The 21,937-nt window shown below is 35.1% G+C and carries 26 protein-coding genes; 22 read left to right on the top strand and 4 right to left on the bottom strand.

All coding sequences use genetic code 11. The annotated features are described in order from the left end of the window. Positions 1-11 precede the first annotated feature (11 nt). Together istB and istA are read right to left on the bottom strand one after the other, a co-directional pair. Entirely contained in the window at positions 12-752 is a 741-nt protein-coding gene (gene istB / locus GM418_RS13915; RefSeq protein ID WP_158867302.1) for an IS21-like element helper ATPase IstB, read from the bottom strand. Between the two features lie 16 nt (positions 753-768). Further along, positions 769-2,316 (bottom strand): IS21 family transposase, encoded by a 1,548-nt coding sequence (gene istA / locus GM418_RS13910; protein WP_158867300.1) that lies wholly within the window; start codon positions 2,314-2,316, stop codon positions 769-771. 234 nt (positions 2,317-2,550) lie between these two features. Between istA and GM418_RS13905 the strand changes: the two genes are divergently transcribed. From GM418_RS13905 to GM418_RS13840, 14 genes are all read left to right on the top strand, one after another. Then, positions 2,551-3,135, top strand: a complete 585-nt coding sequence (locus tag GM418_RS13905; RefSeq protein WP_158867298.1) for a nucleotide-binding protein — start codon at positions 2,551-2,553, stop codon at positions 3,133-3,135. A gap of 200 nt (positions 3,136-3,335) precedes the next feature. Continuing rightward, on the top strand, positions 3,336-3,788 hold the full coding sequence (locus tag GM418_RS13900; RefSeq protein ID WP_158867296.1) for an energy transducer TonB: 453 nt from the start codon (positions 3,336-3,338) through the stop codon (positions 3,786-3,788). A gap of 7 nt (positions 3,789-3,795) precedes the next feature. Beyond that, positions 3,796-4,716, top strand: a complete 921-nt coding sequence (locus GM418_RS13895; protein WP_158867294.1) for a hypothetical protein — start codon at positions 3,796-3,798, stop codon at positions 4,714-4,716. A gap of 155 nt (positions 4,717-4,871) precedes the next feature. After that, a complete protein-coding gene (locus tag GM418_RS13890; RefSeq protein ID WP_158867292.1) occupies positions 4,872-5,345 on the top strand; it encodes a hypothetical protein in 474 nt (157 codons plus the stop codon). A 146-nt stretch (positions 5,346-5,491) separates the two neighbouring features. Beyond that, complete coding sequence (locus GM418_RS13885; protein WP_158867290.1) at positions 5,492-5,923, top strand: hypothetical protein; 432 nt, start codon at positions 5,492-5,494, stop codon at positions 5,921-5,923. Positions 5,924-6,063: 140 nt separating this feature from the next. After that, positions 6,064-6,591, top strand: a complete 528-nt coding sequence (locus tag GM418_RS13880; RefSeq protein ID WP_158867288.1) for a hypothetical protein — start codon at positions 6,064-6,066, stop codon at positions 6,589-6,591. A 173-nt stretch (positions 6,592-6,764) separates the two neighbouring features. Continuing rightward, on the top strand, positions 6,765-7,238 hold the full coding sequence (locus tag GM418_RS13875) for a hypothetical protein (protein WP_158867286.1): 474 nt from the start codon (positions 6,765-6,767) through the stop codon (positions 7,236-7,238). Continuing rightward, complete coding sequence (locus GM418_RS13870; RefSeq protein WP_158867284.1) at positions 7,225-7,677, top strand: hypothetical protein; 453 nt, start codon at positions 7,225-7,227, stop codon at positions 7,675-7,677. Before GM418_RS13875 ends, GM418_RS13870 begins: the two co-directional genes overlap by 14 nt. A 151-nt stretch (positions 7,678-7,828) precedes the next feature. Further along, positions 7,829-8,248: a hypothetical protein gene (locus GM418_RS13865; protein WP_158867282.1), complete on the top strand. Its 420-nt coding sequence runs from the start codon at positions 7,829-7,831 to the stop codon at positions 8,246-8,248. Between the two features lie 12 nt (positions 8,249-8,260). After that, positions 8,261-8,929 (top strand): hypothetical protein, encoded by a 669-nt coding sequence (locus GM418_RS13860; RefSeq protein WP_158867280.1) that lies wholly within the window; start codon positions 8,261-8,263, stop codon positions 8,927-8,929. Positions 8,930-9,090: 161 nt separating this feature from the next. Next, a complete protein-coding gene (locus tag GM418_RS13855) occupies positions 9,091-10,329 on the top strand; it encodes a coiled-coil domain-containing protein (protein WP_158867278.1) in 1,239 nt (412 codons plus the stop codon). Positions 10,330-10,514: 185 nt separating this feature from the next. Then, positions 10,515-10,886, top strand: a complete 372-nt coding sequence (locus GM418_RS13850; RefSeq protein WP_119350741.1) for a transposase — start codon at positions 10,515-10,517, stop codon at positions 10,884-10,886. Continuing rightward, entirely contained in the window at positions 10,886-11,743 is an 858-nt protein-coding gene (locus GM418_RS13845; protein WP_158867276.1) for an IS3 family transposase, read from the top strand. The genes GM418_RS13850 and GM418_RS13845 overlap by 1 nt, the downstream gene beginning before the upstream one ends. Before the next feature lie 73 nt (positions 11,744-11,816). Continuing rightward, complete coding sequence (locus GM418_RS13840) at positions 11,817-12,665, top strand: PGN_0703 family putative restriction endonuclease (protein WP_158867274.1); 849 nt, start codon at positions 11,817-11,819, stop codon at positions 12,663-12,665. 720 nt (positions 12,666-13,385) lie between these two features. Here the strand turns inward: GM418_RS13840 and GM418_RS13835 are convergent. Together GM418_RS13835 and GM418_RS13830 are read right to left on the bottom strand one after the other, a co-directional pair. After that, positions 13,386-14,084 carry a LytR/AlgR family response regulator transcription factor gene (locus GM418_RS13835; protein ID WP_158867272.1) on the bottom strand — a complete coding sequence of 233 codons (699 nt, stop codon included), beginning with the start codon at positions 14,082-14,084 and terminating at the stop codon, positions 13,386-13,388. Positions 14,085-14,087: 3 nt separating this feature from the next. Continuing rightward, positions 14,088-15,116 (bottom strand): sensor histidine kinase, encoded by a 1,029-nt coding sequence (locus tag GM418_RS13830; RefSeq protein WP_158867270.1) that lies wholly within the window; start codon positions 15,114-15,116, stop codon positions 14,088-14,090. A 228-nt stretch (positions 15,117-15,344) separates the two neighbouring features. Between GM418_RS13830 and GM418_RS13825 the strand changes: the two genes are divergently transcribed. From GM418_RS13825 to GM418_RS13790, 8 genes are all read left to right on the top strand, one after another. After that, on the top strand, positions 15,345-15,722 hold the full coding sequence (locus GM418_RS13825) for a hypothetical protein (protein ID WP_158867268.1): 378 nt from the start codon (positions 15,345-15,347) through the stop codon (positions 15,720-15,722). Positions 15,723-16,029: 307 nt separating this feature from the next. Continuing rightward, entirely contained in the window at positions 16,030-17,019 is a 990-nt protein-coding gene (locus GM418_RS13820) for an AraC family transcriptional regulator (RefSeq protein ID WP_158867266.1), read from the top strand. A 164-nt stretch (positions 17,020-17,183) separates the two neighbouring features. Then, the gene (locus GM418_RS13815) at positions 17,184-18,113 is read left to right on the top strand and encodes a TolB-like translocation protein (RefSeq protein ID WP_158867264.1); all 930 of its coding nucleotides are present in this window, start codon (positions 17,184-17,186) and stop codon (positions 18,111-18,113) included. Between the two features lie 220 nt (positions 18,114-18,333). Further along, positions 18,334-19,347 (top strand): leucine-rich repeat domain-containing protein, encoded by a 1,014-nt coding sequence (locus tag GM418_RS13810; RefSeq protein ID WP_217447791.1) that lies wholly within the window; start codon positions 18,334-18,336, stop codon positions 19,345-19,347. A 37-nt stretch (positions 19,348-19,384) separates the two neighbouring features. Beyond that, a complete protein-coding gene (locus tag GM418_RS13805) occupies positions 19,385-20,224 on the top strand; it encodes an NmrA family NAD(P)-binding protein (RefSeq protein WP_158867262.1) in 840 nt (279 codons plus the stop codon). Between the two features lie 88 nt (positions 20,225-20,312). Then, positions 20,313-20,714, top strand: coding sequence for a DUF5367 family protein (locus GM418_RS13800; protein ID WP_158867260.1), 402 nt, complete (start codon positions 20,313-20,315; stop codon positions 20,712-20,714). Between the two features lie 47 nt (positions 20,715-20,761). Then, on the top strand, positions 20,762-21,259 hold the full coding sequence (locus tag GM418_RS13795) for an anthrone oxygenase family protein (RefSeq protein WP_158867258.1): 498 nt from the start codon (positions 20,762-20,764) through the stop codon (positions 21,257-21,259). Between the two features lie 12 nt (positions 21,260-21,271). Beyond that, positions 21,272-21,640: a hypothetical protein gene (locus GM418_RS13790; protein ID WP_158867256.1), complete on the top strand. Its 369-nt coding sequence runs from the start codon at positions 21,272-21,274 to the stop codon at positions 21,638-21,640. Positions 21,641-21,937 lie beyond the last annotated feature (297 nt).

The raw sequence follows: 21,937 nt of genomic DNA, 5'->3' as shown, positions 1-21,937 counted from the left end.
ATACAAAAAAATTAATCTTGATTCTTTAAAATTCCTTTTCTCAAGGATTCTCCTTTTAGGTCGAACCGGTGAGATGAGTTAACAATCCGGTCAAGGATTGCATCGGCAATAGTACCTTCACCGATAATATCGTACCATACAGAAACCGGAATCTGGGACACAACAATTGTTGAAGTTTTGTTGTACCTGTCGTCGATAATATCCATTAATGCTTCACGACTGTGGTTGTCCAGTGCCTGTAAGCCAAAATCATCGAGGATCAACAGGCTTGTTTTCTGCAGCTTGTTCAGTTCTTTCAGGTAAGTACCGTCAGTTTTAGCCAGCTTCATCCTTGCAAACAAACGTGCTGTGTTTGTATACAAAGTTTTTAATCCGTTAAAACAAGCCTGGTGCCCCAATGCCTGGGCCAGGTAACTTTTACCAACGCCCGATGCCCCGGTGATTATCAGGTTTTCTTTACGGTTGATAAAGTCGAGTGTTGCAATGCGGTTAAACATGTTTCGGTCGAGGTTACGCGATGGGGCAAAACGCACTTCTTCCACGCTTGCTTTTTGGCGGAAAGCTGCTTGTTTTAAAAGCCTTTGTATTTTCTGGTTCTGCCTGCTTTCCCATTCATGGTCAGTAAGCAGGGCCAGGTACTCATCGGGGGTGAGCTCTTGTAAACCATTGTTTTTTACATGTTGCAAATGCAGGTCGGCCATTGCGCCAATACGCATCTGCCTTAGTTTCTCAACTGTCTGATTGTTGTTCATATTAAAAATTTTAGAGTTATTTATAAGCCGCTGCCCCGCGCAAATTGTTGTGTGCAGGAATGTGCGGGACATTGGTGTTTTCTTCCGGGAAAGGAAGTGTATCCATATTGTTTTTAAGGATATTGCTAATGCGCCTAAGGGAATAAGTTTCGACAAGCAAGGCTCTTTTACAGGCATTGTCTAAACGCAGGGAACCATAAGACCGATGGAGCTGGATAATGCCCATTGCCCGTTTATAGACTGGCTCAGGGTAGTCACAGTTACTGACCAACTGGTCTATAACTGCCAACACGTTGGGGCCATGTTTGGAAGCTATCCTTCTAAAAAAATCCGGGTTCCATTCAGAATATGCTTTATGGGTACTGCTCAAATGCTCTTTGATAGTATTGTAACTTCCCCTGGTGTAATTACGTTTGTGGAGGGCAATACGCTGGTGGTTATAATACACTTCTACGGTGGATGCGGTATAATGGATAAGTGTTGATTTCCCGATGTACCGGTAAGGGACACTGTAATAACTTTTCTCGGTAGAAAAATAGACATAGCCAATCTTCTGGACTTTTGCCCTGCGGTAATCTTTCAACTGGTAAGCAGTGTCGGGTAGTGGTTTAAGGTAAGCACGTTCCACTGATTGAAAAAGTTCCCGGCGGCTGGCTTGTTTTCTCTGAAACAACAAGTTATTATATCCTTTTAAAAGTTTTCTGATCTCACGGTTCAGATCTTCGAGCGAAAAGAAGTCCATATCCCTTAAGGGATAATAAATACGCTGGTAGGCGAGGTTAACGGCGTTTTCGACCAATGCTTTGTCTTGTGGGGCATAGCTGCGTGTTGGGTTGATAACACATCCGTAATGACGGGCAAAATCTTTGAACGTCCGGTTTATCTCTGGTTCGTACTTGCTTGCACGGGTAACTGCCGATTTTAAATTGTCCGATACAATAGCTTTGGGCACACCGCCAAAGAATGAAAGGGCACGAGCCGTACAAGAAATAAGGTCTTCGCGTTTTTGGCTTAAGCAAGCTGTAACATAGGCGTACTGGCTGTTGGGCAGCAAAGCGACAAAGACTTCTACCGGGATAAGCTCTCCGGTTTCTTTATTAATGATATGTAATTTTTTGCCTGCAAAATCAATGTACATCTCCCTTCCGGCTTCATGCTCCAGTTTCATAGAACCTTTCACCTGGTCGTATTTTCGGTGGTAATGTTCCATAAACTGGGTATAACTGTACGGATTGGAAACCTGGCCCTGGTATTCCTGGTAATGGTACATAAAAGTAAACCCGGGGTGGTTACGTTGTTGGTTTACTTTGTCGAACCAGGCCATCAGCTCGTCGTACCGGTTGGTAATAAGTGTAGTGTGTGCTGTAAAAAGTTCCCCCAACTGGTGAGGATCCATTGTCAGCATTTCCCTGATACTGTAATCGCTGGACTTTGCCAGCTTGATGTAATTGTTGACTGTGTTGCGCGAAATACTCAAAAGATCGCCAATCTGCCGGTTGCTTAAACCCTCGTTGTGCAACGATAAAATCTGTTTTAAATCCATCGGATCAAGTTTGTTTGCCATATCCAGAAAAAATCTGCGATATAGCATGTTTTAACTGATCTCCCAAAGTGGCACAAAACGAACCGTTAGAGTAACCGGACCTGACCGGAGTGGCACAAAACGAGCCGAAAATTATCCGCTTTTTAGCTACCCGGTGGCACAGTTTGAACCGAAATCAGTGGCACAAACCACTCCGAAATCGGTGGCACAAAACGAACCAGAATAGCCAAAAATAAATTGGACATTTTAAAAAGTATGAGAGCTAGTGCTTTTTGTGATGACTGTAAAAGGGAAATTTTAAAAAGTAAAATGCCGATATCAGAAGACCAGTTTAATGCAATTAGTTTACTGATGTCCAAATCAGGAGAATTGTTACAGAATGGAGTTGAAATAAAAAGACCAAAAATCTTTATTGGGTCATCAACTGAAGGATTAAAAATAGCGAGAAAAATAAAAACAGGTTTAAGATACGATGCACATGTTGATACATGGGCGGACGGCATCTTTGACAAACCAAGTCAAGCTTACATCGAAATTCTTGAAAACATGTTGTTACAATATGATTATGGAATATTTGTATTTACTCCTGATGATAAAATTTTTAGCAGAGGGAAAGAAACAAATATTCCGAGAGATAATGTAATCTTTGAATACGGAATGTTTCTTGGCAAGCACACAAGAAGAAAAGCTTTTTTTGTAAAACCAAGAGGCGTTAACGTTAAAATAATGACTGACTTACTCGGAGTGACATCATTAGATTATGACCCAACTAATCCTAATCTTACATCTGCTGTTGGTGATGCATGTGAACAGATACGAGAAATAATTGAAATAAAATAAAAACAGTTGCTAACAAATTGCAAATTGCATTGCGGGTTTTGTGCGTTGTCGAACACCGGATTCTCGCAACATCGTTCCGTCCTGTCGGACAAGAACGAGCTCCGGAATCCGCAACGACAACTTGCAAGTGACCGTTAGCGTGCATAATGGAGTCAAATACAAAAATGATTAATAAAGAATAAACTCTGTAACGATAAAAAATGAATAAATTCCAAACTATTTCATATCGATTAATTAAAGCCCTTTTAACATTTACGTTACTATTTTCATTTGTTGAGGCAACTGCTCAGATTCCAAAAGAGTTTGATAAATACTTGCAAAAAACTGACACGACAAACCTTTATTGGCAGGTTGATAAAAATCCTTCCTTTAAAGGAGGTTATGAATCTTTAGTAAATTTTTATCAGAAACATTTTATTTATCCCCGTGATTCAAGAAAAAATGGTATTGAAGGAATAGTTTATGTATTATTTATTGTTGAGACTAATGGAGAAATCACAAACGTTGTTGCAACAAATTCTGTTGATGGATATTTAGAAAAAGAAGCGGTTAAGTTTATAAAAAAAATGCCTAAATGGATTCCAGGAGAAAAAGATGGTAGAAAAGTTCGTGTTTTAAACATTCAACCAGTAAAATTCTCTTTAAAAGATTAATGCTTAAATGAGATATATTCAACTTATAATTTTGCTTCTTGTGATTGTTTCTTGCAATCAAACAGTTGATAGTGATTTTGCAGTGCCCGATTGGACCGTTGGTGATTACCGATATTATAAGACAAATGTAAAATCGTTTTGCCTTGTGAATAGTGACACCATTTATGACCTAAACACTGAAAAAATATACAAAGTAAGCGTTGTGAGCAAACTGCGAGACAGTTATGTCGTTGAATTACAAAGTGAGTCAAAACCGGTGTTAGACTTTAAGACTCAAATTGATTCCTTTGACAATGGAATAACCCAATTCATTGACTTAATAAATGCTTGCCCCATTCTTTCAATTCCTTTTCAAGTTAAAATATCCAATACTGGTGAAGAAATTGAGTTGTTAAATTCCAAAGTTTTATTGGAAAGTTTCACTAATAAAATTTCATCAATTGCGGATAGTCTAAAGATTCAGCCTTCTGCATATCAAGATTTAAAAAACCTTCTTTCAAATGACTTGAGTTTTGAAGAAGAAATGAAAGCCACTTTGACCAAAGAAGCTATGGATATTTTTGATTTCTATGGTACTCAAATACCAAAAACATCAGCTATATCTGAACAGGTACAAATTCCTAATCCTCAATCTGGAATGTTGGTTAATACTTCTATAAATTATCAAACACTGTCTGTAACAGACGGAATTTATAAAATAGAAGCAAAAGTTGCCCTCGATGAAAGTTTTTTTGAAAATCCGGAAGATTATTTAGCAAATCACTTTTCTGAGAATAATGAGAAAAGAAGAAACCCTAAAATGGACAATTCAACAATTTACTATTGGGATTCAAATACAGCATGGATAGATAGCTCTATATTTCATATGGAGTTTGTTACAGATACAATAGAAATAAGAATGCAAACAAAAAGAACAGCTTATAAATAAATTACGACACGCTAACACGTGGTATAAGTCATGGCTAGGTTCGTACGGATTCGACAAGTCGAATCTCGTCCCAACCTCAGTTTCGGTCGGACTGGTCAGACTCTCGTCTGACAGCCACGACCTCATACCACCACCGTTAGGCATAATTTTAAAAAATGGAAACAAATATTACTACAGAAAAGATTGTAAAAAAACAAAAAACGCTTAAAGGATTATCGGTAATCTTATTTCTTATAGGCATTTACTTGTTGTTAACCGAAGACTTTTCTGTACAAGAAGACTCGGTTAATATACTATCAATAATTCAAACGGTTTTGTTTTTTATCATGGGTGTCACCATGTTTATTACAAGTTCAATCACGATAAAAAAAATGAATGGTATTCACATTCGATTTTATCCGAATGAACACTCAAATGCCATTTTAATAGATTACAAAATTCAAAAAGCTGAAGCCAAATCTATATCAATTGACAATTTGGATAGTATTATTATAAAAATTAACTCAATTGAGTTTATTGACTCGCAAAATAGAAATCACAATATAGACTTGGTTGACTTCAGTTCTTTTGAAGATAGGAAGACAATTAAGGACGCATTTAATAAAATAAAAGAAAAAAACTATGCCTAACAAATTGTCATATGGCAGGCGGGGGTTTTAGCGGTCTGACAAGTCAGACCTTGCGCCCACTTTCCTGCGGGTCTGACAGGATTTCTGTTGGAAATCCCGCCCGACCACATACAAGTGACCGTTAGCATTAATGTTAAAAACACATTATGATATTTAATATTTTCAAGAAGGATAGAAGAAATAATCAATCAATTGCAATAAGACTGACAGAAATTCTGAATCAGCAACCGAATAACCTTCATTTGATGTTTTACATCAAAGACCAGATTCTCTTTCAAGTAATGCCAGCAAAAAACTTCCAAAACAAAGGATTAAAAATCTTAGACCCAAATGATTTTGTTGCAATCCATTTCTTCAACAAAAACAAGACATTAACTTTTGATAAATTAGAAAAGTTCAAAAATTCTGACTTTGAAAAAGAATATCACTTTTACGAAGAACCAAAAGGAAATTTTAATTACTTGAAAATAATTGGACAAGAACCATCTGAAATTGAAAAAGAAGTTTTTAGGAATTTCAAGGAAATCTATGAACTAGATGACTTAAGCGAGATTTCAATTGAATATGCTGACTATTAATAAATAAAACACTAATACGAACAAAGTACATATTGCATTTTAAGAACCAAGAAAACGAAGTGACTAAACATCTAAAATATCTCGTTGCACTAGCAATTATCATCATCGGACTATTGATAAAAACTACTCTAAATCACAATATGAACTATTGGAGTTTTGTTAGAGGATTTTCAATATTATCATTTGCAGTTGGACTAGTTCTTATGGTACCGAGCAGTTTTGAAAAGACAAATAGCAAGGGAAAGAAATCTTTATTTCCTGGCTTGAGTAAAATCGTAGCAAAACTAAAGCCACTAATTCTTACAATTTTAGTTTTTGTCGTTATCCTTGGACTTGAAAGATTAGGGAAAAATCTAAATTACAGACTAAGAGATTATTTCTTAATTCACGATACTGCTATTGCAACTGGATACGCCAAAGGAATAAAGAGAATTGACCTTGTAAAAATCGGACATGAAGATTTCTATCAGATTGATTTTAATGCTGGTGATAAAGTACAATCTTCAGGATTAATGGTTGCTTATGCTGCGAAAGATTCAGGACTTTTTACCGAAATGAATCAATATAAAAATAGCGGAGGGCAATTGATAATTAATAATTTGAGGAGCGGGAAAGTTCAAGTCAAATACTCGAAAAGATTTCCATCGTTCTTTAAAGTTGAAAAATAAAACACTAATGCTAACAAGGTACATATTGCAGGGCTGGGTTCGGTGGTACGCCAACTGCGGATTCTCGTTTCGCAGTTCCGTGTCCTTCGGACAGGAACGCTCTCCGAAATCCGCCCCGACAACATGTACCAACCGTTATAGCCAATTTTAAAACTAACGATACATCCTAAATAATGGACAAAAAAGAATTCCATAATAATCTGATAAAAGCAATAAATGAAGTTTACCCATTTACAAAAGAAATGGTAATTAATAAACTGCCAGAACAGTTTAAGTTTATTGTTAAAATAAATTCCACTTTTAGAGAAGGCTTAGAGGACGGAGAAGTTACATTTCCAAAAGTGAAGAAATTGAATCAAATATCAAAACCAGTTGAAATAGAGGATGTAGTTGATTTATTATGGATGGATTATGCAATCCCTGAATGGATAAATATTCAAGTAGAAAATGTAGATAAGAATTTCACTTATTTTTCATTGGAATGTTGCGGAAGATTTTCAAAACTTAAAGAGTTTTTATATCACAAAAGTGAAGGATATCCTCCTTTTCATGCATTAAGTCCATCATTACCGCCTGACTCATTAAATGAAAATGATGAAGTAATTAAAAGGTTTAACCTTAATTGGAATAAGAATGGAAAATCATGAGATAATTTTTGAGAAAATCAAAGAGTTATTATATAAAGTTTTCCCAAATGAGATTATTGAAAATAAAGACGAAAAGTATCTTTCAATTAGAGAAACGGGAATATGGATAATGTCTGACTCTCGTGAATTAACAGTTGGATATGGCATGACTCACATTCATTGTGACCCGAGGTATGACGATTTAAATGAGGTGGTTGAACTTTTCTTTAATTTATTGACGATGAAAAAGAAAATCACACATTATTTAAAAGGTAGATTTCCATACAAACATAAAACAAGCTTGACAATTGGAGATGATGAAATATATAATTTGGGTACTGCAATGACTTGGTTCTTTCCATTTTGGAAACGTACGACGACGAAAGTTGAATATCAAGATGAGATAATTGAGTTATCAGAAATTGAAAACGAAGTAAACGAAATAAAAAACTGGCTATAACACAGTACATATTGCAGGGCGGGGTTCGGTGGTACGCCAACTGCGGATTCTCGCATCGCAGTTCCGTGTCCTTCGGACAGGAACGCTCTCCGAAATCCGCCCCGACAACATGTACCAACCGTTACAGCACATTTAAAAACAGCGCATTACAATGAAAAAAACAATCTTGACTTCAAGTTTAATATCATTAATTCTACTATTATTTGCTTGTGGACAAAAGACTCCAAAAAATGATTTAATTGGAGTTTGGGAATTGGACAAAAAAGACAATGGAATTAAATCAGATTTAATGATTATGCCGATTGATAAATCTGAGAATTTAGAGGCTCAACGAGAGCCAGAAATAGTTTTAAAGTTCAATGAAAATTCTATTCTTGATTTTAAACAAGGACCACAGAGTTTTAGAGCAAAATATTCAAGAGAAAAAGAAAATCTTTTACTCGGTACAACTGAGTACAAGATTATCAAGCTTGATTCTGATAGTTTAATTATTATTGAAAAGAATCAATTGTTACCTACAACATTTTATTATTTCAAATCAGATAGAAATTTTGAAATATCAAAAGACTAATAATTTGAGAAAATGAACCACAAAATCATAAAAAAAATTCGAAGAGGATTATCTCTATTTTTACTTTCAGGTGGAGGAATAATTATAGTTTTTGTGGCAAAACAAGCATTTGTAATAAAAGAGTGGAATACAATTGCTGCTTCATTAGCTGTTGTAACTGCTTTGATTACAGTTTACATTTCTCTCAAATCGACTTGGAAAACAGAAGATGAGCAAGAACCAGAATTAATTTTAAAATGGGATTTTGAAAGTTCGGTAATTGTAAATCTTGAGATTGAAAATATTGGAGGAGGTTCCGCTTATGATGTAGCTATAGAATGGTCTAAAGCTTTAAAACATGCAACAAATAAACCAATATCATTTGGAGTAATTCCTTGTCTTCCCAAAAACCAAAAATTAAAAACGATTGTAACTTCTCAACCAGAAATATGGAAAAATGCAAAAGAGTATGGAGAAAGTAATGATAGTTTTTCTGGTATTATAAAATTTAAGAGGAGAAAAAACTCAAGACGTTTTGAAAAACAGGATTTTGTTTTATCGCTGGGATTTAAAAGATTTAGAATTGACTATGAAACAACTGAACAAGAGTACTATTCTCAAGGAAAAAAGATTGTATCAGAACTGACAGATATTAATGAAAACTTGAGTAGGATAATTGAAGAATCAATGAAAAACAAATAAAAACGTGCTGTAACATTTTATATATTGCATAGCGGTTTCTGTGTGTATGCGTAGCTCGGATTCCCGCCTGATTGTCTTAGTCCGTGCCGGACAGACAATCACCCGCAATCCGCTACGACAACATATAATTTTCCGTTAGGGCACATTATAAAACAACCAATATGACTACAAATGAAACCTTAAAATCAAAAAGAGAATTAGCAAATAGACTAGTTCAGGAAATTATTGAAATTAAAGAAAATGTTGAAAGTATCAAGATTGATGCTGAAAAAACTTACAGTCATATTGACTTAAAAGATACAGAATTTAAAAAGCTAATAAACAGCTTAAATAGGATAAATTCAACGACTGAAGAAGCAATTTCTAATTTTAGAAAAGAAAGAGACAGAATAAAAACTCTGCTTACCCAAGCAAATAATTTTTACGACAAGAAATTCTTACCACTTTCTGAAAAAATTGAAAACAAAGAGACAGGTTTTAGAGCTAAAATTACCTCAAGTAATAGAGAACTTCGAGAACTTGAAAAAATAAAATCAGATTGTTCAAAGCAATATGACGAAATAAAAAAATTTGTTTCTGAATATAAAATAAAGTCAAGAGAATTATCTAACATAAACTCGCATATTCGTAGATTAAGTGAAACATCTGAAAAAAATAAAAATAAAACTGATTCGCTGCTCTTAAAAATTCAAAAAGCAGATAAAGAAATTCAGGATTTTCTGACAAAAAATAAAAGTCGAAATACTGAAACATTAAGCCTTGAAAAGAACATTAAAACAAGAGATGAAACCTCAAAAAAATTATTAGCTGAAATTGAAAGACTTTTCAATGAATCGAATACTAAAAGAGAAGAAATTCAAGATGTTTATGAAATTGCCCATGAAACCGGATTAAGTGGTGAATTTGGAAATAGGAGAAATAACCTTAAAGATTCTTTCAAAAATTGGGAAAAACGAATATTAATAACGTCTATAATATTGCTTGTTTGTTTAATTGGGTTATTTATTTGCCAATTAGTACTTTATGGCTGGGATATAAAAGACAATAACTTCGATTATAACTTTTATGTTCGATTTCTAATTCTTTCGCCTATTGTATATTATCTAGTTTTTTGTTCAACTCAATATAGTAAAGTAAAAAAACTACATGACAAATACAGTTTTAAAACTACTCTGGCTATGACTATAAAGTCACACATTGAACTACTTACTCAAATTGAAGAGTTTCAGTCTCCTGAAAGAACAGATAAAATTTTAGATTTTATTATTGAAGGATTCAATAAAATATATAATGAACCTTATGCAAATGATGACTTTAAAATGAAAGTTGAATTGGCAAATATAAAATTGGATTTACAGAAAAATCTATTGGAAAAATTAAACATAAATAAAGAAAAATAACGATGCCCTAACAAATTGTAAATTGCATTGCGGGGTTCGTGGTGTGTCGTTCGCTGGATTCTCGCAACATCGTTCCGTCCTGCCGGACAGGAACGAGCTCCGAAATCCGCAACGACAACTTACAAGTGACCGTTAACGGCAAGTTTGACCCGTCCTAAAAAAAGGCTACACAAAATGTAGCAAATATGTATAAAAATGATGGTATCTTAAGAAGATACAGCGAGGGGTTCAAACTCAAAATTTTAGCCGAACTTAGTACAGGAAAATATTCCAAGAGAGAACTAGGGGACATTTATGGCGTTAACCGGACTACCATAAATGAATGGGTAAAAAAGTACAACCGGAAAGATTTAATGAACACAAGAATTCTAGTGGAAACAGAAGGAGAAACATCCCGACTGAAAGCCTTGCAAAAGGAAATCAAGCAACTAAAAGAGTTGTTAATTAAGAAAGACCTCGACAAATTGGCCCTGGACTCATATCTGGAAGTGGCAGCAGAAAAACTGGGGTACAAGAACGTGGATGAGTTAAAAAAAAATTTAAACATCAAGCCCTGATGAAGGCTGCTGCGATTACGAAACAAACAGCTATAGCAAGCATGTCAAAAGTATGTGCTTGCTTTAACCTTAAGCGCGATGCATACTATAAATACCAGCAACGGTGGAAACGGTATAAGTCCGTTGAATCACGGGTAATAGAGCTTGTAAAAGAAGAACGTAAAATGCAGTCAAGGGTTGGTGTACGCAAGTTATACGAAACCTTGCTGCCATCTTTTAAATCTACACATATCAAGGTAGGTAGGGACTCGCTATTTGATATCCTAAGGGCTAATAATATGTTGGTAAAAAGGAAGAGGGCTTATGCTAAAACAACCAACTCCTACCACCATTTCCACAAATACAACAACCTGATAAAAGAGGTGCAGGTTACAAAGCCCAACCAGGTGTGGGTCTCGGACATAACCTATATCCGGACTGTGAAAGGCTTTTGCTACCTGGCCCTTATAACGGACATGTATTCACGGAAGATAATCGGGCATGACCTCAGCGATTCGCTGGAGCTGGCGGGGTGCCTACGGGCCCTCCGAAAGGCCCTGTGGCACACAAAGCCAGCGGCCGGGCTTATACACCACTCCGACAGGGGTGTGCAGTATTGCAGCCATATGTATGTAAATGAACTAAAAAGAAAAGGCATAAAAATCAGTATGACTGAAGAAAAACATTGTTATGAAAATGCTATTGCAGAAAGGGTAAACGGAATATTGAAAGACGAGTTCTACCTCGACCAATGCTTCTTTTCAACTGCTCATGCAAAACGGGCAACAAAAAGTGCAATTAAAGTTTACAATAATAAAAGGCTTCATGTATCTTTAAGGTACAAAACACCAAATACCGTGTTTTATAATGTAGCTTAACACAATGTTTAACCTGTAGCCGTATTCTAGGACTAGACAGCGAAAAAAACATCGCTACGTAAATTGACAATAAATGAAACCAAGCAAAGAACTAAGAAAAAAATACGAGACAGATTACAACGACAAAACCGATTTTGCATCCAAAGCAAGACTATTACAAAGCATTTGGAGAACTGAAAAAGGTTATAAATTTGACAAGTATGGAAATTTCTTAGAATTAAGCTTTGCGAAAAAGACAGGTGCCAACTTTTTGACAAAGACAATTTTTGAAATCGTAAAACAAGAAATTCAAAATAAACACATTGACAGAAAAGTAATTAAAGAGCCAAGAATTTGGAATAATTTACTTTCGAGTCAGCCGTTAGCATTCAACGTCTTCGGAGAATTAAAACTTAACCTCAAACTTGCGACTTCAACTTTCAAAGCGTTATATCCAGACCGAAAGATTAAAAATGTAACAGCAATTGAATTTGAATATTCACTTGGCAGAAAAAGTTTAAAATATACTGGAGACAGTTCCGCATTTGATGTTTTTGTGGTTTACGAAAATGAATTGACCGAGAAATGTTTTTTCGGAATAGAAGTAAAATATGCAGAAAATCTACTTGATGAACCTGCAACTCACAAAGAGACTTACGAAGAAATTTCTATTCAATCAGAAATCTTCAATATGACAATGCTCGACAAATTAAAAGAAAAACCAATACAACAAATTTGGAGAGACCACCTTTTGGTTTTGAGTATGTTCATAAAAAATAAAGACTATAAAACTGGTGATTTTATTTATCTCTACCCGTCTGAAAATGAAAACTGTAAATCAGGGATAGAACAATATTCACAAACTTTCAAAAACGGCAAAGAGAATTATTTTAAACCGTTAACTGGAAACGCCAGTCAAATTGACCACCCCAGGCCAATTTGACTGGCGTTTCCAGGTTATCTCTGCACTTATCCCAACGTACAGTCCGGCCATTGGTTTTCAGTATCGCATACGTTATTATCGAAGCCTCATCGAGCGGTTCACTTTCGTTCAGCTCCTATACCCACTCTTGACAGATTTCCTGCTTGCAGGTTTTCTGCCTTTTCCCGAGTCGTTCAGTACCAACCTCTTGAAAAGGAAGCACCACTGGGTGGATTGAATACACTTCCAGCAAAGCGTATTCGAGAGACCAAAAATATCATGTCAGCCGTGTCAATATCATATTAGGACAATATTGACAACATGATAGATTCCTCTCATCTCATTTAAAGTTATGATGAATCAATTTCAAAGAACTTTGTCTCTGTTAAACAGAAACTTTATATTTGAAAGTGCCCTGATTCATCGCAGGACACACATACTAGGCATAACAAATTGCAAATTGCAGGGCGGGTGCAGTGGTGTTCGTTGCCGCAGCTCCTTTCTTGACCGTCATGTCCTATCGGACACTGACGCTCTTCGCAATCCGCAACGACAACTTACAAGTGACCGTTAGGCGCAATCCTCCTACTGATGAAAAACAGTTGAGTTTTTCTGCTAACGTCTTCTTAGCCGTTATTTAATGAAAAAAGCAAAACAACTAAATATCAATAAATCAGAATATTAACTTTGACGTTAGTCGGAAGCTTAAATTAACGAAGCAGCGAATAACTGATAATGTTGCTATCTTTCCAAATGAGATAAGACAAATTTTTTATAAGTTCTTGAAATTGGAAGTTCTTTATTCTTAAGAAAGACTGATTCTGAATTGAATGATTTAATTTTATCTATTGCAACCAAGAAGGAATTGTGAGTTCTGATAAAACCATACTCCTTTAAAATAGTTTCAAAATTTGATAAAGAATCGTGTGTTATAATTGATTCATCAGCACAGATAATTTTCACATAATCTTTCAAACTCTCGATGTAGTCAATATTTACAATATCAATTTTATAGGTTTTTCGGTTGGCTTTAATGTTTATGAAATTTCGATTGGTTTTATTTGTTTCATTATGACTAACATTACTATTCTTTCGTTCGTAAAATTTATTAATCGCCAAAACGAAGCGTTCGAATGAAATTGGTTTTAACAAATAATCAATAACATCTAAGTCAAATGCTTCTATAGCATAATTGCGATAAGCAGTAGTAAAGACTACTCTAGGATTATTTTTAACGTACTTCAGAAACGATATTCCATCAATCTCAGGCATTTCAATGTCAAGAAAAATCAGGTCTATATTTTCTTTACGTAGGAAAGCCATAGCCTGTAATGCATTTTCACATTCACCAACAAGTGCCAACTCTGGTATCTTTTCTATGTAAGCTTTTATAGCTTCCCGAGCCAAATGTTCATCGTCAACAATAAGACATCTAATCATATTTTAGTTTATTGGTATAGACAAAGATACTGTATATTGCATCTGTTTTTCAAAAATATTGAGTTGGTATTTTTCTTTATAAAGTAGGTTCAAGCGTTTCTTAACATTCATTAATCCTATACCTCCTATTTTATCTTCTACTTTACTTTGTGTTTTACTATTTGCGACAAGAATATTTAATACCCCATCCGTTTCTATTATAGAAATTTTTATCCACGATTTTTCTACGGACTTTGCAACTCCGTGTTTAAAAGCATTTTCAATGAATGGGATAATTAACATAGGAGGTATTTGAATACCCTGTGATTTTAAATCGGTGTTAAAATTAAGGTCAACACGATTAGAGAACCGGATTTTTTCAAGCTCGATATAGTTCTCTATGATATTTATTTCATTTGATATCGCAATTTTAGGTGTATCAATCCGGTAAAGAATATAATCCAGAATATCTGAAAGTTTCATTACTGTATTTGCTGTTAGTTCCGATTGTTTCATTGCTAACACATAGATACTATTGAGTGTATTGAATAAAAAATGCGGATTGATTTGTGTTTTCAGCATTTGAAGTTCTGCTTCCACTTTTTCTTTTTGCACCTTTTGCTCTTGAAAATCCTTCTCGTTCCATCTTTTGTAGAACTTTATGGCAATAGCAGTGGAAACCACAAAAAACAGATTAAAAAAGAGCATCACTATATCAAGCATCTCAGGAAACAAGCGGTAACCGTCTGATAATTGTTTCACAACTAAAAGCAATGTTAATAACAACTGGATATAGAAAAACATTACAATAGTTACAAAAGCATATGCGAAGAACTTTCTTTTTTTACTTTTTAGTAGAATGTTTGGGATTAAGTGATAATTAAACGTAGATACAGTCGTGATAGCAACTATCAAGTTTATAAACGATGCGCCAAATGTATAGCTGTTTATTTCGCTATACCTCTTATAGTAAAAGAAGAAAAAGAACCAAGCACAAAACCAAAAGATAATATGCATTGATATACGGGCTATATTTTTAACTGATAGATTCATTGTTTCAAAGCAAATATCGGTATAATTGCACTATAATAGAATTAACTTAGCTAAAATGCATTTTTTGCAATTTAATTGGCAGACTAAATCGGTTATTTGTCATTGACTGGGTTTAAATAGCTAATTGAAAGGGTAAAATGGCTAAACAGATAAATATAAAATAGGAGGTTAATTTTTGACATAGATTTGATTCAAATTAGTTTAACTAAAAAATTAACAATTATGTCAATGTTTGAATATTTATTTACTACGCTTGCCGGTTTCACCTTATTATTAATCGGATTATCCGTTTTTGGGGTGATTATTTACGGACCACTTTTAAGTTTTCAACTTTATCTAAAGAAAAAGAAAAGCATCAAAAAAAGCAATGTTGATGCTATGTTAGTTTTGGGAGTTATTGTGTTTATCTCAGGCATTCTTAATCAAATTGGAGGAATGATTGAAGCACTTGAAACAATGGTTAAAACAACCGACATCTCCCCTCAATTAGTGATGAGTGGATTGATGGAATCGTTTAAAGTTCCAATCTTTTGTACTTTTGTATTAATTATCTCATTGATTTTTTGGCATTTCAATAAGAAAAAATGGGAAGTGCTTAACAGTTAGGTTTCATAATTCCAATTAATCCGCTCATTTAAGTTTGACCGGACTTTTGCAGCTATAATAAAATCAATACAATTTTTCTTAAATGATAATTGTATTGATTTTGTGTTATTTTTTCCTTACTTGTAAATGATAATAAAATAAAAAATTGCACCAGACAAGCGTATGAAAACAGTTAATATTCAATTCAAAAGATAAAAGCCAGCCGTTAACACTTTGTATAAGTAATGGCAGGGAAAGTGCAAAATATCAAGGTGTAAGCTATTTGAGGATGACCTTAGCCAATAAATATGAAATAGAGCATAATAAAATGAATTACATCTCAACAAATCTATATCGTAAAATGATAAATCATGCTTTATATGAAGGCATGACTCCAGATGACTTCATCGATTTACCAACACCCATTGATTCTATCGACAAAATTCAGGTTGTTCCGGCAAATCATTTTTTTGAGCTGCATGAAATTTTAGATAAAGCATTAGGACCCGGATTCTCGGTGAGAATCGGTCAACAAATGAAAATGGAAGATTATGGAGTTTTAGGATTATCCTGGAAGACTTGTTCGTGGGCGGGCGAGATTTTTGAACGAAGTGAACGGTATTTTAAGTTGTTATCAAACACCTATTTGTTTAAGATTGAAAAAGATATCGAAACATCTCGTGTTTTCTTAAATCGTGATGCGTATCGCCGGGGTATCGAATTATCCAATGAGGCTACATTATCTGCTACAGTTGTTGTGCTTCGGGCGATGACAGAATCCGACATTTCCCCTGTAGAGGTTTCATTTAAACACGCTCCTCCGCGAAAACTTGACGATTATACCAGGGCATTCAACTGTCCCATTCTGTTTAATCAACCACAAAACTACATTGCCTACAAAAAGGAAGATCTGGACATGAGGACCGCAAAAGCTGATGAAAGCATTAATCGGTTCCTGGTTGAAAGAGTTGAAGAAGAAGAAAAAGGTATAGAATTAAGCGCAAATAAAATTGTTTTTGAGGTTGAAAATCTGATTAAAGATGCATTGCCTAGCGGCATCCCGGGTGTTGAACAAATAGGGCAAATTATGGGTATGAGCAGACGTACACTTACCCGCCGCTTATCTGAAAATAACCTTACTTTCAGAGACCTGATTAAAAGAATACAGGAAGAAGTTTCAAAAGATCTTCTCAAAAACTCAACAAGAAGTATTGCTGAAATTGCTTTTGAAACGGGTTTTTCGGAACAAAGTGCGTTTAGTCGTGCCTTCAAAAACTGGACGAATCAGTCTCCTGCAGAATTTCGTAAAATCGAATAAAAATCCTCCCCTGGCACAAGGTGTCAAAAGATTGGCTTTAAGGGTCAAGCATTTATCTCTTCCCAAAAATTAATTTTGCTTGATGAATAATTACGTAAGAAACATTATGGGGTAAAATCCCCGGCTAATGATAGCCGAGACCATTAATAAATGTTTTAACAGTTATGCATAAATTTATATCGATTCTCTTAATCATTGCAGCAATTTTTAGTTGTAAAAACAATACGGTTTTATATTTCGACCAGGAGCCCCCTTCTGCAATCCCGGAATTATTTGCACCATCAATTGTTAATACGGACAGTATAGAACTTAATGTAGTTTTTAATGATGACAATACAGAAATGTTCTTTTCAAGAATTGTGGACAACAGTTTTGTCATTCACCATTCTGAATTAATTAATGGCAAGTGGTCTGAAATTAAACCCATTAAATTGTACGATGATAATGTCTTAGTTTCTGTTGCCTGTGACCCTACAATTACCAAAGATGGAAAGACAATGTATTTTCTCGGTGTTGACCCTAAGCTTTATAAAAATGATGTAACCCGGGAAGAACTTTACACGATACCACCAGACATATACAAGAGTAAAAAAGTGGACGGTAAATGGGAATTAGCCTCGAAAGTGGATTTTTTAGTTTCAACGGAATATTTAGAAACCTACCCTGTTGTAACAGCAGATGGAAGTTTATATTTTCGTTCAAATAGACCAAGTGATGAAGGCGGAATGAACACATATCGTGCACAATATTTAGGAAATGGAAAATTTGGAACACCTGTTATCATTAACACTAAGACAGAGAAAAAAGAACTAATCACTTATGTTTCACCAGATGAGCAGTATGCCATTACTAATGGACAAGGTAAATTTCAAATAACCTTTAATAATAATGGTGAATGGACAAAACCGAAAGAAATACCGTTAAACTATGAAAGCAACTGGCGTTATTATAGTCCGTATATGTCTTCTGACGGAAAATATTTTATCTACTCCCGAAGATATAATACTCCTGAAAAGAAAGGATGGGCAGGTGTTGAAAAAGGAGAAGTTTATTGGGTAAACGCTGATGTACTTTTCAATACAAAAACAGAATAAACCATTTACTATCAATGTTAAGGTTTGAAGAAGAATCAAAGTGCATTTAGTCGTTCTTTCAAAAACCGGACAAATCAGTCTCCTGCAGAATTTCGTAAAATGTAATAAAAATACCTCTGGCGCAAAGTGTCAAAAGATTGGCTTTAAGAGTCAAGCATTTATCTCCTTCCCAACATAATTTTGCTTTGTGAATAATTACGTAATTAAAATTCAAAACAAAATGAAAGACAATATTTTGGAAAACATATGTACTGATAAGATCAGTAGCAGCCTGGTAGAAGAAAGACCAAAACGAAAGAAGTATAATATCCGAATAGAAACAACAAGAAAAAGGGATAGGCAATGGAAAGTTGAAAGGAAGTTGAAATCGAATTTTATAGATGGCGCCAAATTTTCAAGAAGTGTACTCATCCTGCTAAGTTTAATAACACTCATTTTCTTTATTGTTTCCTGCACAAAGGATGATGAACGCATAGACCTCATCAATGATTTCGTATACATTCCGGACAATCAATTTGAATCCATACTGATTGAGCAAAACATAGATTCAGATGGAGTAGTCAATCAAAAAATTTCGGGAACTGATGCGCTGGGAGTTACTCATTTAAATCTAAACTTTTCTAATTCCAATAAGTACATTAGAGACTTAACAGGTATTGAAGGTTTTACCAACCTTACCTATTTATCTGCTTCAGGTCATCTGATTGAAGATATTGATTTGAGCCACAATACCCAACTGGATACAGTGTTACTTCAGGCAAATGAGCTCTATACAATTCTTGGACTATCAAAGTTGGAAAGTTTAACAAAACTTGATGTCTCCTGGAATCTACTGGATTCGCTTTCGTTCAAAAGTGAATCCATTGAAGTATTGCTCGCCAGTCATAATCATTTAAAATTCGTTGAAATTGAAAATGCAAATAAGCTAAAAAGTATCATTTTAACCAGCAACAAGCTTACTTCTGTAAATCTCGGTACACACCCATTATTAGAAACGCTGCTGCTTTCTGACAATCGTATACTAACAATTGACCTTGGGCAAAACGATAATTTAAGCCACCTGTACATATCGGGTAATTCATTGTCTGAACTCAATGTAAGCAGCAACCAAAATCTCGTGGAGCTTCGGGTAGATCGCAATCCCAATTTAACCTGCATCCAAATCAATAATGACCAGGAGATCCCGACCGTATCACTTTCGGAATATCAGGAATTGAGTACGAATTGCAACTAGTAAAAAATTTCAAAACAATTATAAATTCTTAATAACCATGAAACATAAAATTTTAGTAATCGGTGGAACCGGTAAGACCGGTAGCCGTGTAGCAGAGAACTTATCACAATTAGGTCACGACGTAAGAATCGCAGGTAGAAAAACAAACCCGGCATTTGATTGGGAAAATCCAAATTCGTTCGATGCCGCTTTGAAGGACATCGACCGTGCATACATCGTGTACTATCCGGATTTGGCAGTGCCCGGTTCAAGAGATGCGATACGCACACTAACTGATAAAGCTTTAAAAGCAGGATTGGACAAAGTGGTGTTGCTCTCTGGTAAAGGTGAGAAGGAAGCAGAAGCCTGCGAACAGATTGTTGCAGAATCAGGACTGAACTATACAACAGTGAGAGCTTCCTGGTTTAATCAGAATTTTAGCGAAGGTGCATTCTTAGAGTTTATACTAAATGGTAAAGTTACCCTGCCAATGCCCGACGCAGAAATACCGTTTGTGGATGCAGATGACATTGCTGAGGTAGTTGCCAAAGTACTTGTCGATGATTCCTATAATGGAAAAACCGTAACCGTGACCGGACCACGGAAAATAACTTTCAGGGAGGCCGTAGAAACAATAGCTGCTGGAATAGGAAAGGAAATTCATTATCAACCCATTTCAATCGAAAAATTCAAAGATGGAATGAAAGCAGCCGGATTACCTGATTCGTATGTGTGGTTGTTTGGCTATCTGTTCGAAGAAGTTTTAGGAAATCCAGACAATCAGGAGGTTTCGCATGATGTACAAAAGGTACTGGGAAGAGAAGCAACGGATTTCAGGGATTATGTTGCAAAAACAATGGAAACAGGTGTTTGGAATCAGGAAGTACATAATTATTAAACATGATATCGATAAGTAAGTGGAAACTGGCTTAATAAGCCAACACTACTTATTGATCTTTTTTCAATTAATTCAAAATTTTAAACAGATGAAAAATATAAATTTAAAACATGTAATAATTAGTTGTTTGGTCGTTTATGTTCTTGGGATTCTTGCATTTCTTGGGTCATATTATGTACCAATCATGGAGGATCCTGATCTTCAAGCCAATATTGTGCTTATGGCGGCTATTATTCCTACGGCTTACTTTGGAGCCTACCTCTACTATCGCAGAGGAAACACTACTCAGGGGTTTGTGTTGGGAAGTGTCCTGTTTTCGAGTGCGATTGTACTCGATGCGATCATCACCGTCCCGGTATTCATTATTCCAAATGGTGGAAATCATCTCGCATTTTTTGGAGATCCGGGTTTCTGGCTAATTGGCTTTGAATATGTGGCTGTTGTTGCCGCATACTGGAAATTAAAGGTAACAAAACAAGCTCAGGCATAGCAATGAATGTAATATTTCAACAAAATGTCTTTTAGAATTAATTAATAATGAATACAAATATTTTAATTATATCAACCCTGTTTTCAGGTTTAATGTCCGGATTGTTTTATTCATGGTCTATTTCTGTCACTCCAGGACTAGCCAAAATTAATGATGTTAGTTACCTTCAGGCTTTTCAGTCGATGAACAGGGCAATTCTGAACCCCTTGTTTTTTGTTGTCTTTTTTGGCTTGGTGATATTACTGCCTGTGCTAAGTTATTTATCATTTCAGACTTCAATTCACAACCAGTTTTGGTATGTTATTTTAGCTACCATTTTCTATTTTGTTGGAATAATGGGGGTAACCATTGGAGGCAATGTACCTTTAAACAATGCGCTCGAAGCCTTACAAATTGAATCGATGACACCAGAACAAATGGCTGAATTCCGAAAAGGGTTTGAAAGCAAATGGAATCGTCTGAACCTGATTCGAACAATCAGTTCATTCCTGACATTTTTGTTGCTGGTAATAGCATGTGCCCGTGAGTTTAAATTTATCAATTAAAATCGAGGAATTATGGGAATTGCAGCGGGGGTAATTATCATTTTAATAAGTATTGCTCATAATATTTATGGAGAAAAGAAACAAGTACCGGAACTGAAAAAGGTAAGCAATGATTCTGTTATGATTGGCTCCTTAAGGATTATGATTTTTCAGGGAGGAGTATTGTTATTTGCTGTTGGAATAATTCAGGTATTAGTATCAGCTGATATAATTCAATTGCCCGGAACTTCGGCATATTTCCCGGTAGGTATAGTTTTAATCAACTTCATCACAAGTTTGATTATTGCAGGGTTTTTCCATCGGGAAGTTTTTAAAGTCACGATTCCTCAATTTGTTGTTTTCTCAATAATTATTGCACTGCAATTTCTATCACTATTTTGAAAATGAACGTTGAACAAAGTATTCTGAATCATCTGGATTCTTTGTCAGATTAATAATGGACTAATAAAAACAATAACACGACAACAATGTGTGTAATGCATAAGGACTTTAGAAGTTTTCGGGCGGTATTGTCCGCATCAATTTTTCAAGGGCATCCTTGATGGAAAGCTTTGTTTTTGGACAATCCTCTCGCTGGCGCGAGATCGTAGTCATAAGTGTTCGAAACATGGTTTAATTAACTTGAAGTTGTTCGTAAGAATTTAAAAAAGCAAACAAATATAAAGGTTATAAAATCCT

The sequence above is a fragment of the Maribellus comscasis genome (assembly GCF_009762775.1).
GTDB lineage: Bacteria > Bacteroidota > Bacteroidia > Bacteroidales > Prolixibacteraceae > Draconibacterium > Draconibacterium comscasis.
Note: the sequence above shows the minus strand (reverse complement) of the source record. Positions and strands in the feature narration are given on the sequence as shown.

What these genes read in the sequence shown, in the direction of transcription:
- istB (WP_158867302.1), bottom strand. Translation starts at nt 752, where the DNA reads ATGAACAACAATCAGACAGTTGAGAAACTAAGGCAGATGCGTATTGGC.
- istA (WP_158867300.1), bottom strand. Translation starts at nt 2,316, where the DNA reads ATGGCAAACAAACTTGATCCGATGGATTTAAAACAGATTTTATCGTTG.
- GM418_RS13905 (WP_158867298.1), top strand. Translation starts at nt 2,551, where the DNA reads ATGAGAGCTAGTGCTTTTTGTGATGACTGTAAAAGGGAAATTTTAAAA.
- GM418_RS13900 (WP_158867296.1), top strand. Translation starts at nt 3,336, where the DNA reads ATGAATAAATTCCAAACTATTTCATATCGATTAATTAAAGCCCTTTTA.
- GM418_RS13895 (WP_158867294.1), top strand. Translation starts at nt 3,796, where the DNA reads ATGAGATATATTCAACTTATAATTTTGCTTCTTGTGATTGTTTCTTGC.
- GM418_RS13890 (WP_158867292.1), top strand. Translation starts at nt 4,872, where the DNA reads ATGGAAACAAATATTACTACAGAAAAGATTGTAAAAAAACAAAAAACG.
- GM418_RS13885 (WP_158867290.1), top strand. Translation starts at nt 5,492, where the DNA reads ATGATATTTAATATTTTCAAGAAGGATAGAAGAAATAATCAATCAATT.
- GM418_RS13880 (WP_158867288.1), top strand. Translation starts at nt 6,064, where the DNA reads ATGAACTATTGGAGTTTTGTTAGAGGATTTTCAATATTATCATTTGCA.
- GM418_RS13875 (WP_158867286.1), top strand. Translation starts at nt 6,765, where the DNA reads ATGGACAAAAAAGAATTCCATAATAATCTGATAAAAGCAATAAATGAA.
- GM418_RS13870 (WP_158867284.1), top strand. Translation starts at nt 7,225, where the DNA reads ATGGAAAATCATGAGATAATTTTTGAGAAAATCAAAGAGTTATTATAT.
- GM418_RS13865 (WP_158867282.1), top strand. Translation starts at nt 7,829, where the DNA reads ATGAAAAAAACAATCTTGACTTCAAGTTTAATATCATTAATTCTACTA.
- GM418_RS13860 (WP_158867280.1), top strand. Translation starts at nt 8,261, where the DNA reads ATGAACCACAAAATCATAAAAAAAATTCGAAGAGGATTATCTCTATTT.
- GM418_RS13855 (WP_158867278.1), top strand. Translation starts at nt 9,091, where the DNA reads ATGACTACAAATGAAACCTTAAAATCAAAAAGAGAATTAGCAAATAGA.
- GM418_RS13850 (WP_119350741.1), top strand. Translation starts at nt 10,515, where the DNA reads ATGTATAAAAATGATGGTATCTTAAGAAGATACAGCGAGGGGTTCAAA.
- GM418_RS13845 (WP_158867276.1), top strand. Translation starts at nt 10,886, where the DNA reads ATGAAGGCTGCTGCGATTACGAAACAAACAGCTATAGCAAGCATGTCA.
- GM418_RS13840 (WP_158867274.1), top strand. Translation starts at nt 11,817, where the DNA reads ATGAAACCAAGCAAAGAACTAAGAAAAAAATACGAGACAGATTACAAC.
- GM418_RS13835 (WP_158867272.1), bottom strand. Translation starts at nt 14,084, where the DNA reads ATGATTAGATGTCTTATTGTTGACGATGAACATTTGGCTCGGGAAGCT.
- GM418_RS13830 (WP_158867270.1), bottom strand. Translation starts at nt 15,116, where the DNA reads ATGAATCTATCAGTTAAAAATATAGCCCGTATATCAATGCATATTATC.
- GM418_RS13825 (WP_158867268.1), top strand. Translation starts at nt 15,345, where the DNA reads ATGTTTGAATATTTATTTACTACGCTTGCCGGTTTCACCTTATTATTA.
- GM418_RS13820 (WP_158867266.1), top strand. Translation starts at nt 16,030, where the DNA reads ATGAATTACATCTCAACAAATCTATATCGTAAAATGATAAATCATGCT.
- GM418_RS13815 (WP_158867264.1), top strand. Translation starts at nt 17,184, where the DNA reads ATGCATAAATTTATATCGATTCTCTTAATCATTGCAGCAATTTTTAGT.
- GM418_RS13810 (WP_217447791.1), top strand. Translation starts at nt 18,334, where the DNA reads ATGAAAGACAATATTTTGGAAAACATATGTACTGATAAGATCAGTAGC.
- GM418_RS13805 (WP_158867262.1), top strand. Translation starts at nt 19,385, where the DNA reads ATGAAACATAAAATTTTAGTAATCGGTGGAACCGGTAAGACCGGTAGC.
- GM418_RS13800 (WP_158867260.1), top strand. Translation starts at nt 20,313, where the DNA reads ATGAAAAATATAAATTTAAAACATGTAATAATTAGTTGTTTGGTCGTT.
- GM418_RS13795 (WP_158867258.1), top strand. Translation starts at nt 20,762, where the DNA reads ATGAATACAAATATTTTAATTATATCAACCCTGTTTTCAGGTTTAATG.
- GM418_RS13790 (WP_158867256.1), top strand. Translation starts at nt 21,272, where the DNA reads ATGGGAATTGCAGCGGGGGTAATTATCATTTTAATAAGTATTGCTCAT.